Origin of the sequence: Taklimakanibacter albus (assembly GCF_016595235.1) — a bacterium.
Classification (GTDB): Bacteria; Pseudomonadota; Alphaproteobacteria; order Rhizobiales; family Aestuariivirgaceae; genus Taklimakanibacter; species Taklimakanibacter albus.
The window spans coordinates 22,213-47,243 of record NZ_JAENHL010000009.1 but is presented as its reverse complement, the minus strand read 5'-3'; the positions used below and the strand labels follow the sequence as shown (position 1 = coordinate 47,243).

The window sequence follows — 25,031 nt, the reverse complement described above, 5'->3', positions numbered from 1 at the left end:
CAGATTTTGAGTCTTCTAGTTTAGGGGTCATTCTCCTTGAATTTCAGAGGGTTAGTCCGCCACGTGGCGAACGCCACGCCACACTCTATTGGGACGCAGCCAGGCGGTCGGCCGCATCGGTGAGAAGCTTGCAGTCCTGCGCTGTGACGCCGGCACACTGGTCAACGCCAGAGATCCACCCGAGGCCAAGCACCTGGTCCATGCGATACGCCGACCACGAGAACGCCACTGCCATGATGAGCAGCATTCCGAGGATCTTGAGAGGGCTTCGCTTCTGGGGCATTGCCCTTTATGTAGCATTCGGCTAGTCACCCGGCTAGACCCCATGGCGAGCCCCATTGGCGGAATTGGTAGACGCGCTTGACTCAAAATCAAGTGTCCAAAAGGCGTGCTGGTTCGAGTCCGGCATGGGGCACCATCAAACATGGTTGAACCTCGCACGGTAGCGCTGGAAGGTAGCGTCCGCGCAAAGCCTCTCCCACGACGCACCGTAGCTAGCGGCCAGGCGGTATTTCTTAAGGCGGCGGCTCTCCGATACCAGGAGGCGAAACATCAAGCGCTCGCGCATAGCCCAGGCCTGGGGGAAGTACCGATCGGGAAGCTTCGTGTTGAGGGCCATTAGCCGTCGCGCCTCACGAGAGGTATGACCCCGTCGAAGTACTTGTGGACGGGCGCCAGCATGTGTTGGCCGCAGATGTCGCAGTATGTCGGGTCCTTCCCCCACTCGCTGAAGGTGTGCGCCGGCATCGGGTTAACCCACTCGATCTCCACCTCGGGCTCTTCGCCGCTCTTAGTGGGCTCCTTTACGGGCCACGGTATGACGGGTTCTGGCATGTTGCCGAGGAGGGGATGATCGTTGGTGCCGCGTGGGCCGAACATCTCGTTCATCGTGGCGGCGATCTGGTCGAAGTCAAAGGTTCCGTCGAGCACCACCTTTGCGTGGCTCTCATAGGAGACGAACGCTGTGCCCTGGTTCTTGAAGAAGGCTTCGAGAAGCTGCTTGGCGGTGATCACAGGTACCTCCTCGCAGCATCCTCATCATTCGTGCCCACCAAGTCAAGGTAGCCTTGCGTTGTAGTAATGCTCTGGTGCCGCAGGATCCTCTGGAGCATGCTCGTGGGCATCCCGCGAAGCTCAGTGATCTTGGCGAACGTCCGGCGAAGGGCCTTGAGTGTCGCCGTGGGGACATCCGAGAAGCCAAGGTGGGACCGCACGTCATTCCAGGCGCCAGCCAGTTGGCCGTAGCTGATAGGGAACAGGACGTCACAGCTCCTGAGCCGGCGCCTGGCGATGGCCGCAGCGGTCTCGTTGAGGGCGATCCACTTGCGGGCGCCTTCCGTCTTCGTGCCGTCCACCAGCATCTTGGTGTGATTAACCTTGCCGAGGTTCTCAAAGTCATCCTTGCGGGCGCGGAGGGCTTCCTCGACGCGGATCCCGGAGTTGCAGATGAACTCGATGTAGTCCCCGAGGATCATGAGGCCGGCCTCCTTGCGGCAATACGCTAGGGCCTTCTCAAGGTTCTCCAGGTTGAGCCACCACTTCTTGGCCCTCGAAGCTGGAACTCTCTTGATGGTGATCGAGCGGGAGCAGAGCGGCGGCGTCCTTCCGGCTGCTACCTTGAAGATGACTCGCAGTGCCGACAGCTTGGCGTTGATGGTCGAGGCGCTGTTCTTATCGGCGCGGCACTTCGCGACCAAGTCGTCAATGTCCTTCGTGATGAGGTCGTCCAGGTTGCGCTTTCCGCAGGACTGAGTGAGGAAGGTCACCACGTAGTCCACATAGCTGGGGACCTTGGCGGCGTAGCGCTTGCCGGCCCAATGTGTCTTGAGGGCGAGCGTCGCGGCTTCCTTGATGGTGCCGTCTATGGTGTTCGGTATGTCTGTGGCGAGGGAAGTCTTCTTGCTGGAGAGAGGAGTGGGGAGTGGTTTCGCGTCCTTCTTGACGGGCCAATGTCCGAAGGTTTCAACGGCCTTCGTTATCTCTGCCTCTTTGGCGACCGCTTCGGCTTCGTCTCGATACGACTTACGGATGCGCTTGAAGCCTTGCATCGCGTTGGCGTTCTCAACGGTAACCTGAAAGCTATTGTCCCGCCGTCTGATGGGCACGATTAACCACTCCCCAAGTCTCGATCTACTCTAGGCCCACTGTGGCCTTGAAGGTGCTGAGCACCCTCTTACCCTTCGGTGTCAGAAAGGCGGTCTTCTGGCGGCGATCTTGCTGGACTATGTCCGTGTCGATCCACCCTAGTCCCCGCTTATCGGGCGAGAACATGTCTCCCAGGTAGCGGATATGGCGGGAGGTTGATGAATAAGGCAGTCCGATCTTCTCGGCCAACTCGCGGATCGAGATGGGATCTTGTTCTGAGCGCTCTGCTGCATACTCGCCGATCCCGAAGAAAGTCACGAGAACGGCTATAGGCATGTCAGGTGCTTCGTCCCTTAGTTTATGCAAGCCACTGAGTAAGCGTGTCATGTTCGCCTTACCCTCTGACATCTGGAATTCCCCTTGGTTTGTAACCACAAAGTCAATTAAACACGATGTGGTAGCATAGGGGCGGCTTACTCCTCCTGCAAGTAGCGCTCTATTTAAGAGGGCATACCGCGAAGTGAAGCTTGCCGATCCAGGCCAGAAAGTCTCCTCTTCTTGTTGTTTCCACTCCCAGGCAATACTCGGGCCACCATTCTACTCCTACTTCATAGAGGCCGAATATCCTGAGCGTATACATAGTGTCGATCCTACCGTTTGTCTAGTAGTTAAAGATGTGAGAGGGATTTGCTGGTCCCTCCCACACACCATGCGGACGCTTAGGCGCCGGTCGCAGTGCGCTTCTGCTCGCCGTCCTTCTGGTCGCTGGAAACGCCGAAGCCCTGCTTGTCGGCCTCGGACATTTCGGCCAGCTCGGCGTCGGTGCGTTGGGGCTGGTGCGCGACAGAAACATCCGCGAGGACCTTCCCGAAGTCCGCGTCCTTCTCGGCCGCTTCGAGGTCGATCCCGAGGAGTTCGCCGAGGCACTGCATGCGGAAGTCGTTGTCCGCTTCGATCTCCACCTCGGTCTGCTCATCATCGAGCCCCACCCACGTGAGGTCCTGGAAGGCGATGGGGCCGTCCGTGGTGAGGTGCTCGGCGGCCTTCGTCTTGCCGACACGCTGTTCGTACCACCCGATGCGCTCAGCCAGGGAGGCCGCCGCGAGCTTGTCCGCCCATTCGGGCCGGTCGTCCACAGGGGTGACCAACTGGCCCGTCATGGCGTCGATCTCGATGGTGCCCTCTTCGCCGACCTTGTGGATGAGGAGGGTCTTGCCGTCTTTCGGTGTGTGCATTTCTTTCAGTCTCTCATTGAGTGGGTCATTGCGGGGTTGAGAGAGTGGAGTGCACCGAGTGACCCACTAAGCCCCTCGGTGCCTTCCTACACGAGGGCCGGCAGAGTGCCGACCGTCCGTATGCCGATATTTAGTTAAAGTGATTAGTTCGTCAAGTGGTAGGAATTTGCCTTTTGCAACTGGTGACTAACTGACTCTTATGCAAGGGGGCTCAATTCGCCTAGAAAGTCGTGGCGTTTTCAGGGTTTATTGTTGCTCGTCCGTTCCCCCAGACCCCGAACCACCACTTGAGGCCCACCAGGACGATGCCGGCGAGGATGTTCCCGAGACGCGGGAAGGGGAGCCTCATGGCTATTCCCCCGAGTCGTGCTTGCGCACCAGTCCGTCAATCACGCTCTTATGCTTCACGGACCCTGTGATGCTGTACTCGTTCTCCCTACCTGGACGGCAGGGGGCCAGCACAAGGTCCGTGTACTTGTCGACTTGGGCCTTGAGTGCGTTCAGATCACGCACCGTGAAGATGCGCCGATACATTGTGTCTGCCATTATCGTCCCTCCAACTCGCCGACCATCATTGAGTGATCCATCAGGATATTCGTCAAGGCCTCCTTCGAGACCGTCACCGTCTTCGAGGTGGAGCGGGTCTTGGCGTTGGCCGCGTGGAGCGCCTCGAATTGTTCCATGGTGGTCTTCACTCGTTGGTCAATTGGTTTCTTCATGAGGAGGTTCCCCCCGTTGTGCGCGGGATGTCAACAGGCCTCCTGCGGTTGCGTAGGGTCGCATCATCCGGCCCATGCAGGGTGTTCGGATAGCGGTCGCATAGGTCCTTTCTGATCCTCGCGTCGTCCACCTCGAAGAGATCAGCCACCAATGCCGCCGTGACGCTTATGGGACCGTCCGGTAGCCATGAGCAGTCGTCATTGCGCGTGATCCAGAACAAGGCGTCTCGATAGCTGGCGCGTCTCATTGCATGGCCCTCTCTATGCACTGCTCCAAGGTCGCGACCGTCCGATGCGCTGCCTCGACGTAGAAGCTTTCAGCCTGCTCGCCGTTGAGCACGACCGTCCGCCCATCCTTAATGTTGGTGAGCAGGTAGGTGCCCCCAAGCCTGCGGCGCACGATGTAATGGGGCGTCACGTAGAGCATCTGGTTGATCGGGTTGGTGGTGGTGGTGGTGCTCATGATGCGCTGTCCTCTTGTTCGGCCCATGCACGGAAGTTGTCACCTGTGCGGCTGTCGCCCTCGGGCGGGTACTTGTCGATCCCGAAGCCTTCTGTGGGCACGGTGTGCGAGGGTTCGCCGTCGCGGGTGCATTCGTAAAGCCTGAAGTCAGCCGGTCGGTCGCCCCATGTCCTGTCGTCTTGAAAGCAATAGAGGCGCCTGCCGTAGGTGTAATACACGCGGCAATTTCCGCTGTCGGTTTCCTTAAAGCGCATTTGCTTAAGGCCGCTCAATCGGCGTGTCATGATGCGTTGTCCTCGGAAGCGGGGATGAGGGGCAGTATTCCCGCAAGGTTGATCCTGGCGAGTGATATCGAATGCGAGACCACAATGGCTTCCGCATCGGTGCCGCCCTCTTGGGGCACAAGGCTGATCTCATCGAGGTCCGCCCCTTCCGCGTCATAGTCGATGACCATCAAATCGCGGAGCTTCACCAAGCCTGGCTTATCGCTCACCACGGCTTGCACAATGCCGCCCTCCACTACGATGGCGAGGATGGGCAAGGCCTGTTCGACGTGACACAAAGATTTGCACTTTGGGCACTCGCCAGCCGGGAAAGGCTCACCTGGATCAACTCGCTCTGGGAGGCTCAACAAAACGTCAATTCCTAGATCAGCCTCGGAGCTTGGCCCCTTCCAGCCGCAATTAGCGCACTCGCAGATTTGCGTGTTGTCCATTGGGTTGTCCCTTTCGTTCACAATGTGAGTTAGTTCATGATGTGAGAGGAATTAGGCGTGGCTGTCCGTATGAAGGTCGTCAAAGATTTCCTTGATGACGCTGTCCATCGAGACTGCCTGTCCGGTGCACGTGCGCCCCCAGATGCAAAGGCCCTCGAAGTCCGTGTCCACGCGCTGGCCCTTGGCGGCGAGCTTTTCGGCCAGCCATTGGTCCACTATCCAGTGCTCAAAGACTTCCCACTGGTAGGGCTCGATGTCCGCCGCTTCGCATGCCTCTTGCGCGTTGTCGTAAAGCGTTGTGCCGCCGTCCGGCTTGTAGCCGCCCATGGTCCAGCACGTTTCGCCGCTGCTATCCTCGCCCTCCTCGAAGCCCTCTTGCCTTGCGGCCTCCTCAAAGTCTTCAAGGGGCATAGTCAATGCGTTCGCCTTGGCGCACAGTTCCGCCAGCATGTTGGCCGATGTGGAGCGCACCACGTCAATCTCATGTCCGCCACTCGCCAACGTCGAGATGAGCCCGCTGACGCAATGGCCCGCGTTGTTGCGCCAAAACGTGTCGACGGCCGATTGATTGTCACTGGGGCGTGTCATGATGCTTTGTCCCTCTTTATCTTGCGGTTGATGCTTTGGAGATATTCGAGGATCGGCACTACGCGATAACGATCCTTGTTGATGTGCGCGGCAAGCGTGGCGCTGAAGGTCTCGCACATGGCCTTGCCGTCGCTCTTGCGCACAATGACGTAGCTTGCTGGGGGGCCATTGAGTGTGGACATTGCGCTAGGCCACCGTCACATAAAGGATGGGCTCTGAGCGCAAGGCCTCAATCATCGCCTTGACTTCCTCTTGCTGCTCTTGTTGCAATTCCGCAAAGTAGGAGGCATCACTGTCACTCTCCACGCCCCACACTCCAGGGCTGTCGATATGGAAGCTGACGCCATGACCGCCCTTAATGACGTTCACATGAGCCCGACAGACGACGCCCACGTAGCACCACGCCCCGTTGACGAAGTCATCAAGCCGCGCCTTGTGCTGGGCCTGAAAGCCCTCGTCTGGGTCTGGCATGTAGTCGGGCATTGCCGTCTCATCAGGAACCTGAAGGGCCTCGAAGCGGACGGTTACGCCCTGATGTGCTTCCGGCTTGGGATCGAAGCGCGTGAACTGCTCGACATGAATGGCCATGGCTTAAAGTCCTGCCAAAAAGTGAACTGATAACGATGTGAGAGGATTGAGGCGAGGCGAAGCGCCTAAAGGAGCTTGATGAGCGTGGCGAGAATGCCCACGGCGACAATCATCATGCTTCCGAGCCAAATGATAAGCCCTTGAGACTGGCCCTTAAGCGCTGTCTCCAAGTCCTTCCGCGTGACAAGCTCGGCCATAATGAAGTCCCTTGCGGCTTCCGCGTGGGCCTCCGCTTGTGCTTGCTTAATGCCAGCATCACGAAGCCTCTGCGAGTATCCAAGGGTATCAAAAGCAAATGCCATTGTCGAATGTCTCCCCAAGTGAGATTGATCATTAAGTGAGAGGATTACTAGATGCCGTAATGCCGGTGGACTTGATTGCTGGTGTTAGCGAGCCGAACACTGAGCTTGCGCCAGACCTTGGCCGTGGTGTCGTCCTGCCAGTTGTCTTCGATATGATCCGCCTTGTCGTCGCAGACCTCCGCCAGCATGCTCAGAATGTCCGAGACCGTGTGACCGCCATCTAGCAGGGCCTCAAGGTCGCGCTTGTAGGTTTCACGTGTGGACATGGCGCAAGGCCCCCTATTGGTTCGCTTCCGGCGTGGTCAGATCATTGAGAAGGTTCATGAGGTGCCATCTGGCCTGCTCCGAATGGTAAGCGGCATGGGTCTGCCTGTGGCGGGCTTCGGCCCTGAGTGGTAATGCCGCTTGGCCGCTCATTCGCGCCACCTCGTACCACTCAGCGGCATGGCTCTGAAACTGAATGGCGAGCTTGTATCTTTCAAACTTGGTGAGCATGACCGAATGTTCCTGCTGAATGTGTGACTGATCACTTTATGAGAGGATTAGGCCGTCAGATTGCGAGGCTTGAGGATATAGGTATGCTCGACATTAGAGGCGTAGCGCTCGGCGGCCTTCTCAGAGGAGAAGCGAATTGCAGCCATGAAACCATTAGGCGGATCAATGACGACGGTCCATTCGGTATCATGATCAAGCCGCACTGGGTTGCGTCTCTGAGCCTTCCTCTGATGCCAAGTAGCCATCGTGCAATTCCTATCGTTTAGTTGATAGATCACAATATGAGAGGATTTGCGCGGTTTGTCTACTAGGATCGCCACAATGTTTGCGCATGGGAGCTATGCACAAAACGAATAGATGCGTCCGGCTCACTTTATATATTGGCGCTTTCATCACCCCGCACCCAATGGCAGACCTAAGGCCTCAGACCTAATGCCGTGCCCTAATGATCGCGGCACATGATGGCGAGGCCTGGTGGCGAGGGCCTGAGGTTGTGGACATGGTGGCGAGGCCTGCGGCTGTACATGATGGCGGGCCTGAGGTTGGGCCTGTGGTCGTGCCCCCATGCTCTAGCCGCGCGAAGTGACCTAGCAGTGCTCAATGATGTGCCCTCTCAGGGGAGCCCTTTGCGTCTTGCCGCAACTTGAGGGCCAAACTGGCAGCTAGAGCCTAATGTGGCGCACAATCAGATTACAAATCTGTTCGGAACTACAAGGAAATCAATGGGTTAGGCGTGGCGTGGCGGCGCTGGATGTGGCGCTAGGTGCCCGCACCCCCTTGATTAGGCCCTTCCGGCGCACCTTGGGACCCCTATGGGGGGATCGCGACCGCTCGCACGTAAAGGTGACCTCTCAAATGATCGACCCCTAGGGGAGCATCCGGGTCACTTTACGCACTTAGACCAGGTGATCTGTCCTCTCATCTCCATCAGCTCGGGGGAGGCTCATTAGGGCCGGCATCAAGGAGCTACCTTAGGCCTGGACTCCTAGGTCACTTCGAGCACTACAGCTAAGTAAAGACCCTAAGCATGATGGAGATGGGCAGGGAGGACCATCCCTACCTTGAGGACAGTCCTAGAGCCCTACTCTATGTATACCCTATATGGACAACCGGGGGGGACTGGTACAGTGAGGATATTGATCACCCAATGTTATCAGTGCCTTAGGCCACCCCCTCGAAGCCCCGGCCTGAGGCCCCCAGGAGCCCGCCCAACGCCCTGGATCTCGTCGGCCTCCGCGAATAGGGCCTCAAGCTCCTCATCCATGCGGCGCTCCTCAGCGGCCTGTAGGGACTCTTCAGGGGCCACGCCGAGGGCTGGCGCATAGTGTAGGGCACCCACAGAAATCGTCTCCAGGCGGTCCTCGTGGGCCAGGCAGTCCTTCTCATTGGTGATCCGCGACATCTGGTAGAACGCCGAGTAGCTCTGCCTGTCGTTCTCGCCGTCGATCTTCGAGAGGCTCTCGTAGTCCTCGCGGATGGCATCGGTGTTGACCACGAGCTGGTGGGCCTTCACGACAGACGCGAGGGCCGAGATGATGCGCTCCTCCTTCGTGGCACGGCTTGCGGTGACCTCCTCAATGGTGGTGCCGCCGTGGAGCGCCTTCTGGACCGACTTATTGTGCTTCTCCCAGGCGGCCACGAGCTTCGGCCGGAAGAGGGCCGTCCACATGCCGTCACCGAAGTTGCTCTCGATGAGACACCTGTTGACGCGATACTCAACGCACAACTGAGCGAGTGCCTGGAGTGTCGCCGGCCCGAAGCCGTCCAGGAAGCCGCCCGTCTTGTGCAGGAACAGTCGGGCATGCAGCTCGGACATGATTGAGAAGCCCGTCTCGTCGGCGCCACCACCTGAGGGGTCGATGATCATGATGGTCGAGTTGTAGGGCGACATGGTCCGCTTCTCTTCGGACACAGGCCCATAGTAGCCATCGCCGTCCATCCCCAGAACAGGCAGCTCCTTGTGGGCATAGTAGGCGTCGTTGCTCCACGCCAGGCTCTCGGGTCCCTTCTTGGGATCCAAGGACATGACGATGAGGTTGCGTAGCTTGATGGGATACCGATCGCCGTCCGCAAGGCTTGTATCGAGCATGAACTGGAGGGCGAAGCCTGAGCGGCCCCACGACAGTTCGCGCTTGAAGAGATCCTCATCGCTGAAGCGTGTTGGCTCCGTGCTCTTCCCTACAAGCTTGATCTCCGACTGGGCGATCTTCTTGATGAATGGCGCGAGCTTGTCCCCATAGGCGGCAACCTGCTTCTCGTCGGGGTATCTCGCCGGCCAGATGCGGCAAGTGTAACCGCGAGCAATGATCGTGATGTAGATCGAGTTCTCCGTCTGCGGCGTCCCGAGGTACTTGATCTTGCCGCCCGGCTTGATGATCGCATCGAACTCCTTGACGTTGTTCTTCAAGGTGTCACGCATGACGGTCGTCTTGGAGTTGTCGTTCGTCTCGATGTCATCGGGGACGATCTCATCCGCGCGGAAGCCCACGATCTGTCCCGTGATGCCGGCCGCATGGACACTCGGTGACTGATCGGGCAGTGCTGGCCCCACGTCGAACATGACGCTCGACTGCCTCTGGTCCATCCTCGGCGCCAGGTGCTCCAGGAGCGGCCACTGGCGGATGAGCATGAGGCAGAAGTTGGTGAAGGCGATGGAGCGCTTGAGCGAGGCCGAGACCACGAGGATCTTCTTCTGGGGATCGCAGTAGAGCAGCCACAGGACGTAGGCCGCAGTGATCCACGACTTCGCCACACCACGGAACGCCATGATGATTTGGCGATCAGGGCCATGCTGCAGCCAATACGCGATGTTGTACTGGAGGCGAGTCGGCTCCGGGAGGCCGAGATGCTTCCACATCAGGTAGAGGAAGTAGCGGAAGTCCTTGCGGATCTTCGCATCGACCTCCCTGGCGCTCATCCCCGTCAGTGCGGTCTCGGACTTGATGGCGGCCTTAGCGGCGCTTGGAGAGAAGGCTTCAGGTTGGATCACTGGTCTTCTCGCCAGAACTTCTCACAGAGGGTGCACTTGCAGTCGTACCAGTACCGATCGCTGAAGGGGTCGTAGTTCCCTGTGTTTGCCCTCGCGGTACGAGTGTGGCCTGGATGAGAGCACTTATTCTGGATCTCGGCCTTCTGTCTCTCCAGCGCCTTGATCCTGAGGTTGATCTCCTGGACGATCTTCATCAGTACAGCGCAACGATGCCAGTGGCCGTGGTGTTGGTGGAGAGCACCTGGCGGATCCTGATGCGGTACTCGACGCCAGCCTTTGCGGCGATCGTCAGGGTGGTGCCGCGAGCGGTCTTGATCACGATGTTTCCGTCAGCACCCACGAGGAAGCCCTCGGCAACCTCCACGAGTTCATCGGTGTCGCTCTTGGTCACCGCTGCGGCATCGTCGTGTGGGCCGAGCTGGCGCTGTTGGTTGGGCGAGTAGTTGTCAACTGCAATGACAGGCATGGAGGTTCCTTATTCGGTGTCGTCAGGGAGATAGGTGGGGAGGCTTGCCGGCGAGCGCTGTTCGTCTTGCTGCTCCTCCTCATCGCTCTTAACGGGGAGCGCATAGCCGCGATCCTTGAGGATCTTCGCAATGACCGCATGATCCCGGTAGTCGCACTGCCCCAGCTTGAGCTTGAGGAGAATGTCCGCGAGAGAGAGCTTGCTGAGTTCCTTGAGGATGTCGTCTTCGGTCATCCGCAGGATTGTATCGCGTTCCGCCTCAGCCTGGAGGTCGCCCTCGGGATCATTGTGTCCGCTGGGCGGGGGATCGTCTTCTATTTCAGCCATACGCCGGCTCCTATTAATGCGAGGATGATGGACCAGAGGATCTCGAAGAAGTACTTGCCTAGGCCCAGCTTTGCGCTCGTCGCAACGCCGTGTTGCTCAAGGCTAACGAGCCGCGAGTCGTGGTCCTCGAAGCGCACTTCCGTCTTCTTGTCCTGGGAGATCACCACGTCCATCTTGGTCTCCAGCCTTGCGACGGCCACCTTGAGGTCCGCGATCTGGTTGGGAAGCTGGAGGTAGTGGATGATGCGATCTTCGACCGTCACATGCTGGAGGTCAGCCATCACGCCGCTCCGCGATAAGTGTCATAGCGATAGGCCATGAGGTCGACCTCGGCGGTGCGGCTCGTTGTACCCGCTGACTTCCGAAGGACCACACCAAAGCCCGTGGTCTCCGAGGCGATCGGCATGTTGGCGCCCGACTGAGAGCCCGCGAAGGTCCACGTGCGGCCGTCCTGTGAGATGAAGAAGTCGGCGCGGCTCCAGTCGGAGTTGACGAAGATACCCAGCCACACATAGTTGGTGTCCACGGCAACACCCGAAGCGGTCTTGGAGCGGGTCCCACCGCCAGCACAATTCATGGACCAGTTCACGGAGGCCGTGCGGAGATACTCCCAGTAGACGCCGTCGGTGACATCGGAGTCCGTCGCCATGTTGTCATGGAAGCCGAACCTAAGAGCGAACTCCTCGGACACAGTGGACAACAGGGGCACCGCGAGCCGGCCGACCACAAGTCCTGGACCTTGTGCCGGATTGAGCTGGCTCCCTCCGTACAGGCCGTTATGGGTGGCACCAGTATTGGTCGTGCCGGTGTCAAGCTTAAAGGTCCCCTGAGGCTTCTGCGTTGTGTCAGTCGCAAGGTAGGAGTTCAAAGCGGCGCCGCCTGCGGCCCCAGTGCCAGAGAATGAGCCGATCCAGGGGGTGCTGTTAGCCACCATGTCGCCCCAGACGGGGAAGGACTGCGTCCACGAGGCGCTGCCTGTTGGAACCCAGCGACTACCCGCGCGGACAAACGTGAAGATGTCCCCTGGCGCAAGGAAGCGCGGCATCATGTCAGGCATCGAGAACCTGTTAGCCGCCGTCGAGTTGCCGCTCTCGTGAGGAAGAACCACGAGACGCCCCGATGCGCCTGAGGTGCCGTTGATCACATTAAGCCGCCGACAGTTGCCCGGCACGACACCCGTGAGGTTGAAGCTCGCGGTCGGCGTCAAGATGAGCGTCACCTCGGATCCCAGCGCATCGACACCCGAGAGGTTGTTGGTGTCAGCACTCGGAGACGCCGTGACCTCCTGGCCGGCGAGTGCCTCCTGGACATACGCCGTGGTGGCAACGGAGGTGTCCCTGTCGCCGGGGCTTGGGGTTGGCGCCTTGGGGTCGCCCGTGAAGGTCGGCGAGTTGGTGGGAGCCTTAAGGGCGATGGCATTGAGAACGGTCGTGGCGAAGTTCGGGTCGTTGCCAATCGCGGAGGCAAGCTCACTCAGTGTGTCGAGAAGGGCCGGCGAGCTGTTGACCACATCGCTGATCTTCTGGTCCACATAGTTCTTGGGTGCCGCATGGAGGGCCAGTGTGGGGGCACCAGCGAGGGTGAGCGGCCCAAGCATCGCATCCCCAGCCTTGGCGAGAAAGCTCGTGCCAGACACATAGGCGGCTACCCAGGCCGACCCCGTGTAGATCATCATGGCCGCAGACACGGTGTTGAAATACAGGCGGCCGGCAGTCAGAGGATCTCCGTCATTGTCCACCGCAGGATCGCTCGCCTTGGCGCCCAGGTAGCGATCGTCGAAGTTGTCGTATGCCGCGAGGGTAGCATCACGGGCCGCCTCAGCCGCGATCCGAGCAGCCAGCGAATTGCTTGCATCAGCCGCCGTGAGATCCTTGTAGCCGCTGGCCGCAGTGGCACTCGCAGCGGCAAGGTTCTTCGAGGTGTTCGCCGAGCTGGCACTCGCAGCCGCAGCCGCAACGGAGGCCGCAAGCTCATCGAGGATCACACCATCATTGTCCTCCAGGATATCCATGCGGTCCTGGCCCTCCTGCTGGAGGTAGAGGAGCTGTGTGAGGGCGCTGTTGATGCTGGAGGCGTTGTAGTTGCCCGGCTGTAAGACCGCCCGCATCTCCGTGCCGAGGGTCGTGCGTTGACGCTTCACCACAGTGCCGCCACTCATCGTGGGGACGGTGATGGTTGACGGGTCGGCCCACACGGCATCAGCGCCATTAAGAGGCACCCCGCCGATCACCAGGTTGACGTCAGCCTTGAGCTGATACGGGAAGGGAATGGCAATAGTGGTGCTGGGCGCCCCTACGGTGTAGGAACTCCGCGTGTTGTACGACATCAGGTGTCCTTAGTTCTGCTGAAGGTTGAACATGTCGAGCAGCATCCCGAGGGCGCTGTCTTGCGGCTGGGCCGGCTGGTTGCCGGGGTTGCGCTTCAGGCGGGCCGCAGCGATGGTCTCGCGCTTCCTCTTGGTGACAGCATCCCTGAAGATCTTGCTCTCGCGGAGGAGCTGCTTCTTGGCGGCCTCGCGGTATCTCGAAAGCAGCCCCGCAATGGCCCGAGACTTTGTGCCCGCCAAATCGCTCTTGCCATCAGGGGCCTCCTGGTAGCGCTTGTCTTTGAAGAGCTTCGCGAGGGCTTCCCTGATGTTGGGCTGACGGGGACTCGGCTTGAAGGCCAGCTCTTGGATGCGATCGAACGCGGTGCGTCCATCCTCCAGCTCCAGGTCCCGCATGTCGAGGCCCTCCATGAGCTTCGGCGCCATCTGAGTTATCCCGCCGTCCGTCTCGTGGATGATGCGCGTGAGTTCGTCATCGACGCCATCATTGTCGGAGGTGGACCACAAGCCCTTCTGCGCGGTGATAGGCTCGCCGAGGGCATTGCGCTTTGGGGGCAGCGTGTTGGAGTAGCCAGGGGTGTTGTCCAAGACGTGGTCCATCATCGTCCGAGCTTCGCGCATGTACGGATCGGGGTTCACGCCTCGGAGCAGCGACGATGCGGGGAGCATGGCCTCGCCTACATTACCCGCCCACTTACCGAAGCTCTTATCGGGCTCCATCATGCCGCGAAGCGCCGACTGGACGGACATCAGGTAGGTGCGGTTGAGGATGTTCTGGAGGAGCGCAATGCCGGCCGCGCCGAGGACCTCGTTGCCGTTCTCGTACTTGTCAGGATGCTGCGAGATGTCGTGGAAGTCCGCGATGATGCCGAACAGCATGCCCACGGGATCCAGGCGGCCGATCGGCAGGTAGCGCTTCTTACCGTCCTCGCTAGTCCACACGAACGAATAGGGCCGCCACCCGGTGGACTTGAGCTGCTCTTGAAGCTTGGGGTCATTGGGACCACGCCCTGTGAGCATTCCCGACTGAGCGAAGCCCCCCGCAGCTCCCATGATGAGAGCCCCGAGCGACATCTGGCCGATCGCGTGGGCTTGGGCTTCAGGTCCCAGCTTACCGAAGATGCTGTTGCGGAACTCCGTTTGCGCCATGTTGAGGATCGGCGTCATCTTCCACGTGTACCGCAGAGCGTTGATTGGAGTGCGGACGTAGGTGAAGACAGTGCGGAGGAAGGGGTGTGTGGCGACATTCGTCTGGATGGTGTGGCCCAAGGTCTTGCCTTGGAGCGGCTGCGAGAAGGTCGTCGCCTGGGCCTCCCGAAGCGCCGCTATGTCGATCGCCTGGCCGGCCTCATCGAAGGAGTCATCGAGCGACTTGGAGATGTAAGCCTGTGCGGCCTGACCTTTAAGACCCTGATCGGTGGCCTCCTGTGCGGCCCGCGCCTGAATGACAGCACGATAGCGGATAACCTTGACGGTCTCATCCACAGCCCCGAGTGCTCTGGTCGGCTGACCGAGGGCAAGCTTCGAGGCCATCAGCATGTTGTGGAGCACGGAGCTGATGTCCGTGAAGGGCTTGAACATTGTGGCGATGTTGTCCCCTGAAGCCGCTAGATCCTGGAAGGCGCTCTCGTGCGGGGCGATCTTAGAGTCTCCCCGTTTGTAGGCGTCCCAGCCGGCCTCTAGGCCATCCCAGATTGCCCCGTACATGAAGCGGTACTCTTTGAGCGCCTGGTTGCGGATCTGCGACCCTGCCTTGCCCATGGCGAGGGACCCGATGATCTTCTCCGCAGGGCGAGCGTGAAGCAGGTACAGGTTGGAGATACCGTTGACGACATGCGTGGGGTACCACCACAAGGGACCGTTGATGAGCAGGAACTCGGCGCCCTTCTGGAGGCGCTGCCAGTAGCCCGGCGAGAGCGTCTTCGAGATGAGCTTCGGGTTGCCCTGCGAGTGGTAGACCGCCTCAACGAGGGCTTCGGGTCCAAGCGTCTTGAACTTCTCGATGTCTGCCGGCGTGAGCTTGAACTCTTTGCGTTGCCGCCTGAGGCCTCGCCCGAAGTTCGCCGTCATGGCCCGCGCTGAGCCGAGCATCTCGACGCCCAGAGACGTGACCTTTAGAAAGTCCTCCATGGCCTTCGCAGCGTCCCCGCCCCACTGCTCCAACGCGCCGTACTTGATCTTCTGGGCCATCTTGTAGCTGTCGGAGAGGATGGCATTGGACACCGCGTAGGAGGCCTCCATGTCGGCCACCATGCTGTTGGCGTTCTTGCCTTGCTGCTTGAGGAAGCCCATGACGAGCGCCGGGTCCTCATCGAAGAGATCCGCACGGGCCTGCACCATCTTGTTGACGCGGGCATCGGACAGAACATCACCGCCCTTCGCCTTGGTGAGCCGTTTGGCGACAACCTCGGAGAGCTTCTGCACATAGAGCTGCACCTCCGCAGGGCCGCCCACCTTGGTCCACGAGATGAGGCCTCCCGGCGAGATCCCCGAGAAGGTGGAGCCCGTCTGGTCGATCATCTTGGCGCCAGTCGCAGTGTCGGCCGCGTCGAGGATCCGCGTGACTTCGTCGTCCGTGATGTCCTTCGGCGCCGTGATGGGCTTGATGTCGGTCGCTTGGGTGGCGTCTCCCTGGACAACCTTGGGAGCGGCTTGCGGTGCGCCTGCGGGACTCACTGCCGGCGTTTTGCCTACGGGAGCTACGCCAGAGTCCGCCGCTGTGGGAGGCGCTGTGGGGGCTCCTGGGGCCTCCGTAGAGGGTGCCGCTTGCGCCGGCTGCGGGGCCACTCCGCTCTCGTCCTTGATGGTCCACCCTTGGGACTGGCGCTCTGCATCCGTGGGCACAATCTCATCGCCCTCAGTCTTGATGGTCCAGCCTTGCGAGAGGCGCTCCTTGTCGGACGCATAGGTCGCCATCTCGGTGTTAGCCTGGTCGAGGAGCTGGGCACCGGCCGTCACGTTCTTAGTTGTGCCCGTCTTGATGAGCTTCATGCCCTTGAGGCTGAGCGCGAAGATGCCCGCGAAGACCGCATCCATGCCGATGGACTCGACGGCGGACTTGAAGCGGCCCTCGGCGGCGCTGTCCGTGGGGTCGGACTGTAGGTATTCCGTGACGGGGCTGGAGATGGCAGGGAACTGCTCGACCACATCCGCGAGGCGCTGCTCGTGGGGATCGAACACCATGGCGCCGACACCCGCAGCCTTGAGAGACTCGTAGCCCCACTTAAGGGCGCGACTGCCCGTCTTGATCGGCCCGAGGATCTTTCCGGCGCCAGCAAGCCCAGTGACGAACTGAGAGATGCTGCCGGCCGCCGCGTTGATGCCCGAGGTCATCCGCAGAGAGTCGGACTTGTGCTCGATTTCCTTGCGGAGCGGCGACTTGTCCTCGAAGTTCGGCTCGCCCATCACGAAGTCTTTGACCTCAAGCCCCGCTTTGACCATGCCCGCAGCGATCGATTGGCCGATCTGAGAGGGCTTCATGCGGCGAGGATCTTCAGGCAGCGGGGCGTTGGGTCCGAACTCAGCGTCGATCTCGGTCTGGGCCTGTTGCTGCCGACCCACGGCGAGACGATCGGCCGCTTCCGTGAGGAGCTTCTCGTCAGGGTCTACATCATCCGAGAACGTGGGGTTCTGCGGCGAAGGGGAGTCAAGGCGAGGATCAGCCATTAGGGATATTCTTCTCCAGCTTGGCGAGGATGGATTGGCGATCAGCCAGGCCAGTACGACCGCCGTTGAGCTTCTCGGTGTCTTTCACAAAGTCAGGGATGGCGCCGAGCTTCATCCTCTCCGCGACCGCGAGGGCAGACGGCAAGGCCCACTCAGAGAGAGCGAGCGCCGTGGGGTCCGCAATGAAGTCGTAGTTGAGGCGCTTGGACAGGTAGGTGTACCACTCGCGGCCGGTAGCCTGGAGACCACCACGGCCGATGAACTTCCAGCCGTCACCTGAGGCCGCGTCACCATTGCCGAGGCGTCCAGCGTAGACGTTGTTGGCGAGCCGCTCAGGGTTCCGCACATAGCCCTGCGCGTTGCGGGCATTGAACCGTTTGGGCCACACCGCGATGAGCCGCTCGGCCGACTTGTAGTAGAGGCTCTCCTCGAAGCTCGTCAGGCCGCGCGACTCGTGGACGAACTGAGCGAGGAACTGGATGATCTCCTTGCGGTTGGGGAGCCCGAAGTTGGTCCAGACGTATGGCTCAAGCGTCGTGATGTCCTTGAGCACAACAGGGTTGGCCTTCGGCGCCACCGCAAGGATGGCCCGCTCTGGTATCTGCATGGGGTGATGTCCTTTAGTTATCCCAGGAGGTCGGTGGGATCATAAACACGGAGGTGCCATCTTCGCGGGCTAACCCCTCAATGACACCCTCAGGAGAGCTTGGACAGAACACGTGCCACCACACCGTCGCTGTCTCGTTGTACGGAGCGTAGACGACAAACATCATGGCGATCCCAGGTGCTCGTTGATGGCGGCCTTTGCCCACTCAGGCACAGAGCCGAGGTGGTAGTCTTGGCCCCAGGAGGCCTTCTTGCCGCGCACGTCGATGTGAATGGAGTTCTTGTAGATCCCGATGCCCTTGGCCCCCATTCGCGAGAACATGCGGATGAGCCGTATGCGGTCGGCCTTGGGGAGATCCTTCACGTCGATGTCCAGGGCCTTTCCCTTAAGATGCTGGGAGCTTTGGGCACCGCCGCGCTTCCTGTTGCTAACAGGATCACGGGCCGCTGAGTTGATCCGCAGGTTGTAGCCTGTAGCAGCCACCGCGTTCTCCCAGATGCGCTTCACCTTCGGATCCGTCCGCGCCAGTTCCTCAGGAGAGGCTCCCCGGTTGGCATAGTCAACGATGGAGAGCGGTTTGCGCTTGCCTTGGGTCACAGGGTCCAGCTCAGGGGGGCCATCCGAGTTCACATTGCGCGACACGAAGGCTCCCGCATCGGCTTCCTTCAGGTTCTTCCAGGCTTCCTTGATGATGTCCTTGGGATCGAGGCCGCGCTGCTTGGCGAGGTTCTCCAGGAGGGATCGAGTGCCGGGCGTGAGGGTGTTGATGTCAGGCGGGCTGATGCCCATCCCCTCCTTTTCGGCTCTCCACTTCCGAGTCCACGCATCGGTGAACTCCTTGGCTGTCATATTGGCCCGGCCGCCATTATCGATGACTGCGGAGCGCCCCTTCTTCTTGTTGCCCTTATAGACCTTCGTGAGGACATCCACAGCGTTACTGTCGGGGTTGTTCAACAAGGCGCCGGCACCACCAGCTCCCTGCTGGTAGGCCATGTATAGCTCCTCTTCGGTGTAGTCACGGCCGATGATGTTGCGGAGCTGCTTCCCGTGGCTCTGTGCGATCTTACCGGCCCCGTCAGCGGACTGCTCGAAGTTACTGGTGTCCGCAACGCCGAACTCCTTGGCGGTATCTGGCATGATCTGAAAGGGACCCCCGGCGCCCGCCACGGAGTCAGGTGGATCCAAGCGTCCGCCTGCCTCGATCTGGTGGAGGATGGACAGGAAGCCTTCAGGAAGATCGTATTTCTGGGTGATCTGGTCGAGGAGGTTACCGAAGGCCGTGCCCTCAATGCGCTCTTCAGGGGCCGACTGCTCGACTGCTCCCTGCTTCTGCTCGCCCTGTGGCTTGGCGGGCTGCTCCTCAACGGGCGCCTCCTCAGGCTTCTTGCCGAAGGGGTTCTGATCGGTCGGGCCTGTGGGGCTACTGTAGCCGCGCACCTCAGGGTCGGCGTTGATGTTGTCGAGGATCTGCTTGCCGATCTTGTTGATGGCCTCGGAGCGTTCCAGGGCCGACGCATCAGGGTGCGCCTGGTCCCACTGAATGAGTCCCCGCTCGAAGTCCACCACGGCAGCAAGACCATCATCGCTCCACCCCGAGGGATCCAGCATGTTGAGCCCGGTGTCCACGGCGGTGCGCTTGTAGATGGCATCGCGGATGCGCTGCGTGTTGCCGTCCTTCAGGATACCGCCCCCACGCCCTGTGGAGTCTTCAACAGCCTTCGCGAAGTTCCAGGCCTCCTTGAAGCTGCCTGTGAGCACTCCATTGTTCATTGCATCCATGACAACCTTGGTGCCACCACCTTCCGCGATCTTGCGGTAGACCTCTGCGACGGCCCGAGGATCTTCCATGCCGCCAGACTCGTTGATGGCCTTGCGGGCGTTGAGGATGTCGATGCGGAAGTTGCCGTCGAGCTTCGAGCCCTCCTTAAGGACCTCCTCGGGGATCTGCGCATCGGGATCCTTGAAGAGCTGCTCGATGGCCGCGCCCTGAAGCTCCTTCTTGCGCTTCGCATCGGCTCTCTCTTGACGAGTGTACTCCTCGCTCTGTTGCTTGACGGCCAACGCCATGAGCTGCTCCTCGGTTTGTTGCCGCACAGAGCGGAACTGCGGGTCGTCCTTGATGGCGTACTTCTTGCCGGGGAGTGCACGATCGAGGAGCTGCATGATCGCAGGGTCCTGGTGCTCGATGGCCTTAGAGGCAATCATCGCGACCAGCTCCTTGTCGAAGTCATCCGAGCGAACACCCGAAGCTATGGCATCCTGGCGCTGCTTGGTGATGTCCTCCCAGATTTGATCGTAGCTGACGCCCTCCTTGGTCTCGACGCCGAGGGTGTTCAATTCATCGAGCCGCACAGTGGCCGACGCAACGTGGGCCTTCACGCCATCCGAGTAGGTCTTGTCGGCGATGCCCTTGAGGTTGGCGTTGTGCAGGTTCTCGGCTGACACGCGGAGCTGCGGAAGGATGCCGGCGAGGACCTCCTCATCGGTCTCCTTGAGGTTGGTGCTCACATAGTTGGAGAACCACGAGTCAAACGCTGCGGGGTCCGTCGAGTCCTTCCCGTCCCACAGCTCATAGGCAATCGCCATGTCGCCGGCCAGGCGGCGACCCATCGAGTTGCCCTGCGCCTTCTTGTAATTCTTGATGAAGATCGGACTTGCGGATGCCGGAATGCTACCATCGCGGACACCCTCGGCGTAGCCCTTGCTGTTGTTCTGGTAGAAGGCCGTCTCACCCTTGATGGCGTCCGCCTCGGCTTGCTTCTGGCGCTTCTCGGCGAGGAACGACTGGAGGCCCGTATCGAACTTCTCAAGGCCCTCCGCGAGGCCCCACAGGGAGGACTTGGGGGGCTCTGCCACGCGGACGTAGGAGTCTGTGGGTGTGGCTTGAGGCTGGATGCGCTCGTTGAGCTGGATGGTGGGTGAAGGGATACGTGCCATTTACATCTGCCCCGCGTACTGTGCGCCCGCTCCCATGACCCCGAAGACGAGGCCGAGAGGATTAGGCGGTGTGGGCCGCTCCACGGAGTTGATCCGGTTGAGGGTGCGAGTGTTCGTTGCCGACATCTCCCTCGTGAGCTGAGCGGCGGTGATCTTGTAGTTGCGATCGAGCGTCACACGGTTGTAGGAGGCCTTGCGGCCGAGATCGGTGATGATCGACTGGACGGAGATGCCTGCCACGCCAGCCTCGGCGGCCGACACTTGGGCTTCCGCTTTCTTCTCGCCCTCCTCAAGCAGCGAGAGGTGCATCTTCTGGGCGCTTGCCTCCTGCTCCTCGATCGCGCGGTTGGTGATCGCCTGTTGCTCCTCCCGGCCAGACGCAAGGGAGTTGATGTAGTTCTGCTCCCAGGCCGCCTTCTTGTTCTCGAAGTCTTGTTGTTGCGCCATGAAGCCGACGACTTGAGAGCCGACCGCCGCTATGAGGCCGACTGCGGGTCCGCACATGAAACCATCCTAGTGTATTGCTTGAAGGGAAGGCCCCACGGACCAAACGGAACGATGCCCTCAAAGGCAAAGCCCAGCCAGTCGAGCCACTTGTGGTGAACAGGGTTGCGGCAATCACTTACCGCCACGAGCTTGGGGTATCTGTCGTGGAGCTTGCCCAGCTCGGGGTTGATCACGCGGTGCAGCGCAAAGACGCGATCATGGGCAAGAGTGGTGGCGATGAGCCACACGTATCCGATCCCGGCCTCCCCGCTAAGTGACGAGGGAACAACGCCCCACATGGCGAGAACATCACCATCAGGCGTTAAAGCCGTCCGCGCTAAGCCGCCCCATCTCGTAAGGCTCGCCAGACTTTCAGCGAGTGGGGTTCCCGAAGATGCGACCCATTCAAGTCGATCCTCTGGGCGGACTATAGCGAGGAGGCGCGGGACATGCGAACTCTCGGCGGCCACAGCAACAAGGCCGGGCCTGGAGCGAGAGGTCACAACTCGAAGTAAACGGCGAGGCTCATCGCAGCGATCATCAGGACGATGAGGTAGACGCCGAAGGAGGCAATGTACTTAGTGGCGTAGGGCGTCCACACCCTCGTCCACTCAATGGCAAGGTTCGTGAGGTTGTGCGTTGTGCGCCCGTACTCGCCGTCATTGTCTGGGACCTTGCCCTCAAGGCGATCCCAGGCGTTGATCAAAAGGGGGCTCGCCGGATGGAGAAGCCCAAAGCTCGAAGCCTGCATGGCCGCCTTTCGGTTGGCATCCTGCCCGCCGAACCAATTGAAGGGCCACTTAAGGCCGCACAGGAAGAGGCCGGCCAGAAGACAGAGCAACGGCCGGTTGCGATTGAAGATGAACGTCACGTATTATCCTTTCAGAGCCGGGTCCGTGGTGTCGTAGAGCCACAACAGGCCGGTCCATGCGGAGGGGAATGGGCTATCGTTGATGAGGGTGATCCTGGCGCCATCGGCCGGATTGGAGACGCCTTGGACCAAGAACCCAGTGCCTTGCTGGATGCCACCGCTGGACTTCTCGGGGTGTCGGCCCTGGTATTCGCTCTTGTAGGTCCGGCCTCCAGGCACCACGACCTCGATGCGGAAGTACGCTGTGTTCGCATACGCCACACGCAGCTCCTTGATGTCGAGCCGGGTTGGCAAGAGGACATTCCCGTTGTCGTCCTTCACGACGAGCTGCGAGAGTTCCTGCCGAGTGATCACCCGCCAGCCCACGAAGAAGTTGAGCCCCGTGAGGTTGCCCTGGACGGTGACCGTGCTGCCTGACACGGAGAGGACCTTGAAGATGGTGCCGCGAGTGACATCCGCAGTTGCCGTACGAGTGACAACAACGAGCTTCGACGGGTCCGCCACGGCCTCGCTGGGCGCGAAGGGCATCACGAAGGTGGTCCTGTTGGTGCCGGCATTGTAGGTGATGCTGGTCACCCCCACCCAGCCGCTTCCAGGGGAGGCGCCGCCGTAGCACCGCATGTCAAGCTGCGTGGTGTAGTCGGACTCGCCGGGGTCACGAGAGGTGAACGCCAAGTCCATGTACTCCAGGGAGAAGCCACCAGGTCTCTGCACCCCGAGGAAGATCTTGGTCTCCGACACCGCGACCCACACGATGTTGGAGCTGCTCGGGAAGGTCCACTTGTTCCACGCTGATTGGACCCGCTCTTCGTTCTCCCCAAAGAGCCACGCATAGTTGAACAGGACGTTGGGAAGCCCCAAGCTGCCGGCAAAGAGCATGGACAGACTGTCGCCGCCCACCAGGTGCCTCACACCATTCGGGATGAGCCGGGGGACATGCGCCGTGATGGGGACAGCCCCAAGGATCCTCTCCTGACGGATGAGGAGATCGCGGATCATCGCGAAGTTGAGCTGCTCCGTCGCGAAGTAGAGACTGTCGGCCACTGCCACGGGTGCAGCCTTGTGGGAGAACTCGTAGTTCTTCGCCGGCTTGGCCGATACGGTGTCTTCCTTGAAGCCCTGGTCGGTGGAGTCGATGCGGAATTGCACACCAGGCGCCCACACCATGGACAGCTCGCCAGCCTGGATGAAGCGCTCAAGGATCGAAGGCTTCTTGTAGGCGATGTCGAGATCAACGGGTGCAGTCGCGAGCTTCGTCTTCGCGGTGTCCGCAAAGAAGGTGAACGCATTGGAGGTCTTCGACCAAACCTGCGAGGCGGCCGTAAGGATACCGAACCTGGCGTTGTCGTAGGTGAGATCCTTGAGGAGCTTGCCCACGAAGCTGGGCTCAGGGGAGGTCTTGTCGCCGTCGCCCGAGATGCGCTTGGACCACGTGGGGCGGCTCCATGTGAACGTGTTGAGCCCCGTGTTGAGCAACTGGTGGGGCATCGTGGCGGCGTCGAGGCTGAGCTTGAGGCCGGGCTTGGGACATTCCACCCACGATCCTGACCGGCCGCTGCCCTCGAACTTCACATAGTAATCGTCGTCCACGTCCGTCTTGTTGCCGCGAACCTTGACGATCACGCCATCGAAGCAGTTGTTGGGGAGATCCGCGAAGGCCTGCACGGCGCCCTGGATGCCCGTCATGTTGTTGCCGCCATTACCGTCAGCGACATCGAGGGTGAACGGATTGGCATCGCCTCGAGCTATTCTGAGGACGTTGCCGTTGAGCTGTACCGTGAAGCCCAGCGAGGTGAGGGTGTATCCGGGCGTAGTTACGATGCTGTTCTTGCGGGCGTCAGGTCCACCAGCGGCCCAGCCAGGATCGCCATTGTAGGTCCCGCCGATGATGCCCCCGCTTGAGCCGCTCGCAGTGTTGCCCGTGAGGGCGCGGTAGAAGCTGGCAGCTATCTGGTCTGTGGTGATGGCATTATCATCATCCGGTGGCGTGGACGCCTGTGTGGCGGTCCTGTAGCTCCAGCGGCGCTTGGTGCCCCCGTAGTCGATGCCGAGGGTGTATTCCATCTGGTAGTTGCCAGCGCGGATGTACACGAGGCACTCATTGACGGCATCGGGCGCCACATCACCGCTGTTCATCGCGGGGGCAATCGTCTTGTTGCCGATGAGGGTTGTGTCCTCGATCGATACGGCAGCGAAGCTGTCAGCCACCTTCCCGGTGGGAGCATCGAGGTACGTCTTCGCGGCCGAGAACGTCACGGTGGCCTCAACGCCAGTCAGCACGTTGAAGACCTTGAGGTCGCCATCGAGCACGATCACCACGTACTTCTCATCAGCGCTGCGGTCGATGAAGTAGAAGAAGGCGTCGGAGTAATCAGCCGAGGCGAGGAACTTGGTGAGGATCGAGCCGGGCCGGTCCCTCACGCCATCCACGGGTGAGTTGACACAATTCTCCTGGTCCTCACACTGCGAGTCTCGGCGATGATGGATGGCTTGCTGGCTGATGCCCTGGATGATGCTCGCGACGGGATACGGTTTAGTCGCCAACTAGCGCCTCCCCATCTTCGCAAAGTGCGGGTTCACGTTGTAGCTGTCGAAGTCCTCGATGTCGGAGTCGTGCTGTTCGAGCAGGGTGAGGGCCTTGAGTTCGTCTTCGCGGGTGAACTGCCAGGCCTCGCCGCTGGTGATGATCTTGCCCCCTGTGGCCCTTCGAGCCGCGACAACGGCGATGTAGTTGCGGGCGACTTGAGGTATCTCCTCCCAGGCGAGCATGACGTAGATCTCGACAATGATCTCCTTGCCGATCACAAAGCTGTTGGCCTCGCGGTCGTAGAGCTTGGCGCCCCGCTGAATGAGCGGCTTGCCGTAATCGGTGCAAATGGTGTCGACCTTGAGCGTGTTCGCCGGCAGAAGCACGTGGCCATCGACGTTGGGTGCCAGCTTCACGTTGATATTGCGATTGAAGTTCCAGCCGCTTGAAAGAACGTTCCTCGCGGTGTCCATCAGCTCACCATGGGCCTTGGCGCCATCCGGCGTCTCATCGAGAGCCATGTTGGTGGTCAAGGGGGCAATGCCACAGGATCGCAGGATGAGGTTGACGGCTTCCATCTCCGTCATCATCGCCGAGTAGGACGGGAGGTCGGGCATGATGTGAAAAGGTCCTAAGGAA

At 60.5% G+C, this 25,031-nt stretch carries 27 protein-coding genes and 1 tRNA gene; 1 reads left to right on the top strand and 27 read right to left on the bottom strand.

Annotation, left to right across the window (positions count from 1 at the left end):
• Positions 1 to 332: 332 nt before the first annotated feature.
• Positions 333 to 418: transfer RNA gene (locus JHL16_RS34845), tRNA-Leu, on the top strand.
• Positions 419 to 618: 200 nt separating this feature from the next.
• Here JHL16_RS34845 and JHL16_RS34840 read toward each other — a convergent pair.
• From JHL16_RS34840 to JHL16_RS34710, 27 genes are all read right to left on the bottom strand, one after another.
• A complete protein-coding gene (locus JHL16_RS34840) occupies positions 619 to 1,014 on the bottom strand; it encodes a hypothetical protein (protein WP_200189822.1) in 396 nt (131 codons plus the stop codon).
• Entirely contained in the window at positions 1,011 to 2,105 is a 1,095-nt protein-coding gene (locus tag JHL16_RS34835; RefSeq protein ID WP_200189820.1) for a tyrosine-type recombinase/integrase, read from the bottom strand. Before JHL16_RS34835 ends, JHL16_RS34840 begins: the two co-directional genes overlap by 4 nt.
• Before the next feature lie 25 nt (positions 2,106 to 2,130).
• On the bottom strand, positions 2,131 to 2,472 hold the full coding sequence (locus tag JHL16_RS34830; protein ID WP_200189818.1) for a MarR family winged helix-turn-helix transcriptional regulator: 342 nt from the start codon (positions 2,470 to 2,472) through the stop codon (positions 2,131 to 2,133).
• 332 nt (positions 2,473 to 2,804) lie between these two features.
• Positions 2,805 to 3,320: a hypothetical protein gene (locus JHL16_RS34825; RefSeq protein ID WP_200189816.1), complete on the bottom strand. Its 516-nt coding sequence runs from the start codon at positions 3,318 to 3,320 to the stop codon at positions 2,805 to 2,807.
• A 545-nt stretch (positions 3,321 to 3,865) separates the two neighbouring features.
• Positions 3,866 to 4,039 carry a hypothetical protein gene (locus tag JHL16_RS34820; RefSeq protein WP_200189814.1) on the bottom strand — a complete coding sequence of 58 codons (174 nt, stop codon included), beginning with the start codon at positions 4,037 to 4,039 and terminating at the stop codon, positions 3,866 to 3,868.
• 244 nt (positions 4,040 to 4,283) lie between these two features.
• On the bottom strand, positions 4,284 to 4,502 hold the full coding sequence (locus JHL16_RS34815; protein WP_200189812.1) for a hypothetical protein: 219 nt from the start codon (positions 4,500 to 4,502) through the stop codon (positions 4,284 to 4,286).
• Positions 4,499 to 4,786, bottom strand: a complete 288-nt coding sequence (locus JHL16_RS34810) for a hypothetical protein (RefSeq protein WP_200189810.1) — start codon at positions 4,784 to 4,786, stop codon at positions 4,499 to 4,501. The genes JHL16_RS34815 and JHL16_RS34810 overlap by 4 nt, the downstream gene beginning before the upstream one ends.
• On the bottom strand, positions 4,783 to 5,217 hold the full coding sequence (locus tag JHL16_RS34805) for a hypothetical protein (RefSeq protein WP_200189808.1): 435 nt from the start codon (positions 5,215 to 5,217) through the stop codon (positions 4,783 to 4,785). Before JHL16_RS34805 ends, JHL16_RS34810 begins: the two co-directional genes overlap by 4 nt.
• Positions 5,218 to 5,268: 51 nt before the next feature.
• The gene (locus JHL16_RS34800) at positions 5,269 to 5,805 is read right to left on the bottom strand and encodes a hypothetical protein (RefSeq protein ID WP_200189807.1); all 537 of its coding nucleotides are present in this window, start codon (positions 5,803 to 5,805) and stop codon (positions 5,269 to 5,271) included.
• Positions 5,802 to 5,987: a hypothetical protein gene (locus JHL16_RS34795; RefSeq protein WP_200189805.1), complete on the bottom strand. Its 186-nt coding sequence runs from the start codon at positions 5,985 to 5,987 to the stop codon at positions 5,802 to 5,804. Before JHL16_RS34795 ends, JHL16_RS34800 begins: the two co-directional genes overlap by 4 nt.
• Positions 5,988 to 5,991: 4 nt before the next feature.
• Positions 5,992 to 6,393: a hypothetical protein gene (locus tag JHL16_RS34790; RefSeq protein WP_200189803.1), complete on the bottom strand. Its 402-nt coding sequence runs from the start codon at positions 6,391 to 6,393 to the stop codon at positions 5,992 to 5,994.
• A gap of 65 nt (positions 6,394 to 6,458) precedes the next feature.
• Complete coding sequence (locus JHL16_RS34785; RefSeq protein WP_200189801.1) at positions 6,459 to 6,695, bottom strand: hypothetical protein; 237 nt, start codon at positions 6,693 to 6,695, stop codon at positions 6,459 to 6,461.
• A gap of 47 nt (positions 6,696 to 6,742) precedes the next feature.
• Complete coding sequence (locus tag JHL16_RS34780) at positions 6,743 to 6,961, bottom strand: hypothetical protein (RefSeq protein WP_200189799.1); 219 nt, start codon at positions 6,959 to 6,961, stop codon at positions 6,743 to 6,745.
• 13 nt (positions 6,962 to 6,974) lie between these two features.
• Complete coding sequence (locus JHL16_RS34775) at positions 6,975 to 7,190, bottom strand: hypothetical protein (RefSeq protein ID WP_200189797.1); 216 nt, start codon at positions 7,188 to 7,190, stop codon at positions 6,975 to 6,977.
• Positions 7,191 to 8,343: 1,153 nt separating this feature from the next.
• Positions 8,344 to 10,179: a phage terminase large subunit gene (terL, locus tag JHL16_RS34770; protein ID WP_200189795.1), complete on the bottom strand. Its 1,836-nt coding sequence runs from the start codon at positions 10,177 to 10,179 to the stop codon at positions 8,344 to 8,346.
• Between the two features lie 193 nt (positions 10,180 to 10,372).
• Positions 10,373 to 10,645, bottom strand: coding sequence for a spike base protein, RCAP_Rcc01079 family (locus JHL16_RS34765; protein WP_200189788.1), 273 nt, complete (start codon positions 10,643 to 10,645; stop codon positions 10,373 to 10,375).
• Positions 10,646 to 10,654: 9 nt separating this feature from the next.
• The gene (locus tag JHL16_RS34760) at positions 10,655 to 10,972 is read right to left on the bottom strand and encodes a hypothetical protein (RefSeq protein ID WP_200189786.1); all 318 of its coding nucleotides are present in this window, start codon (positions 10,970 to 10,972) and stop codon (positions 10,655 to 10,657) included.
• Positions 10,960 to 11,253 (bottom strand): hypothetical protein, encoded by a 294-nt coding sequence (locus JHL16_RS34755; protein WP_200189784.1) that lies wholly within the window; start codon positions 11,251 to 11,253, stop codon positions 10,960 to 10,962. Before JHL16_RS34755 ends, JHL16_RS34760 begins: the two co-directional genes overlap by 13 nt.
• Positions 11,253 to 13,298 carry a hypothetical protein gene (locus JHL16_RS34750; protein WP_200189782.1) on the bottom strand — a complete coding sequence of 682 codons (2,046 nt, stop codon included), beginning with the start codon at positions 13,296 to 13,298 and terminating at the stop codon, positions 11,253 to 11,255. The genes JHL16_RS34755 and JHL16_RS34750 overlap by 1 nt, the downstream gene beginning before the upstream one ends.
• A 9-nt stretch (positions 13,299 to 13,307) precedes the next feature.
• Positions 13,308 to 16,964 (bottom strand): RodZ family helix-turn-helix domain-containing protein, encoded by a 3,657-nt coding sequence (locus JHL16_RS34745; RefSeq protein ID WP_200189780.1) that lies wholly within the window; start codon positions 16,962 to 16,964, stop codon positions 13,308 to 13,310.
• Positions 16,957 to 17,571, bottom strand: a complete 615-nt coding sequence (locus JHL16_RS34740) for a glycoside hydrolase family 19 protein (protein WP_200189778.1) — start codon at positions 17,569 to 17,571, stop codon at positions 16,957 to 16,959. Before JHL16_RS34740 ends, JHL16_RS34745 begins: the two co-directional genes overlap by 8 nt.
• Positions 17,572 to 17,733: 162 nt before the next feature.
• Positions 17,734 to 20,508: a D-Ala-D-Ala carboxypeptidase family metallohydrolase gene (locus tag JHL16_RS34735; RefSeq protein WP_200189776.1), complete on the bottom strand. Its 2,775-nt coding sequence runs from the start codon at positions 20,506 to 20,508 to the stop codon at positions 17,734 to 17,736.
• Positions 20,509 to 21,012: a virion core protein, T7 gp14 family gene (locus JHL16_RS34730; protein WP_200189774.1), complete on the bottom strand. Its 504-nt coding sequence runs from the start codon at positions 21,010 to 21,012 to the stop codon at positions 20,509 to 20,511.
• Positions 20,985 to 21,242, bottom strand: a complete 258-nt coding sequence (locus tag JHL16_RS34725; protein ID WP_200189772.1) for a hypothetical protein — start codon at positions 21,240 to 21,242, stop codon at positions 20,985 to 20,987. The genes JHL16_RS34730 and JHL16_RS34725 overlap by 28 nt, the downstream gene beginning before the upstream one ends.
• 251 nt (positions 21,243 to 21,493) lie before the next feature.
• Entirely contained in the window at positions 21,494 to 21,865 is a 372-nt protein-coding gene (locus JHL16_RS34720; RefSeq protein ID WP_200189770.1) for a hypothetical protein, read from the bottom strand.
• A gap of 3 nt (positions 21,866 to 21,868) precedes the next feature.
• Positions 21,869 to 24,409: a phage nozzle protein gene (locus tag JHL16_RS34715; protein WP_200189768.1), complete on the bottom strand. Its 2,541-nt coding sequence runs from the start codon at positions 24,407 to 24,409 to the stop codon at positions 21,869 to 21,871.
• A complete protein-coding gene (locus JHL16_RS34710; RefSeq protein WP_200189766.1) occupies positions 24,410 to 25,009 on the bottom strand; it encodes a hypothetical protein in 600 nt (199 codons plus the stop codon).
• Positions 25,010 to 25,031 lie beyond the last annotated feature (22 nt).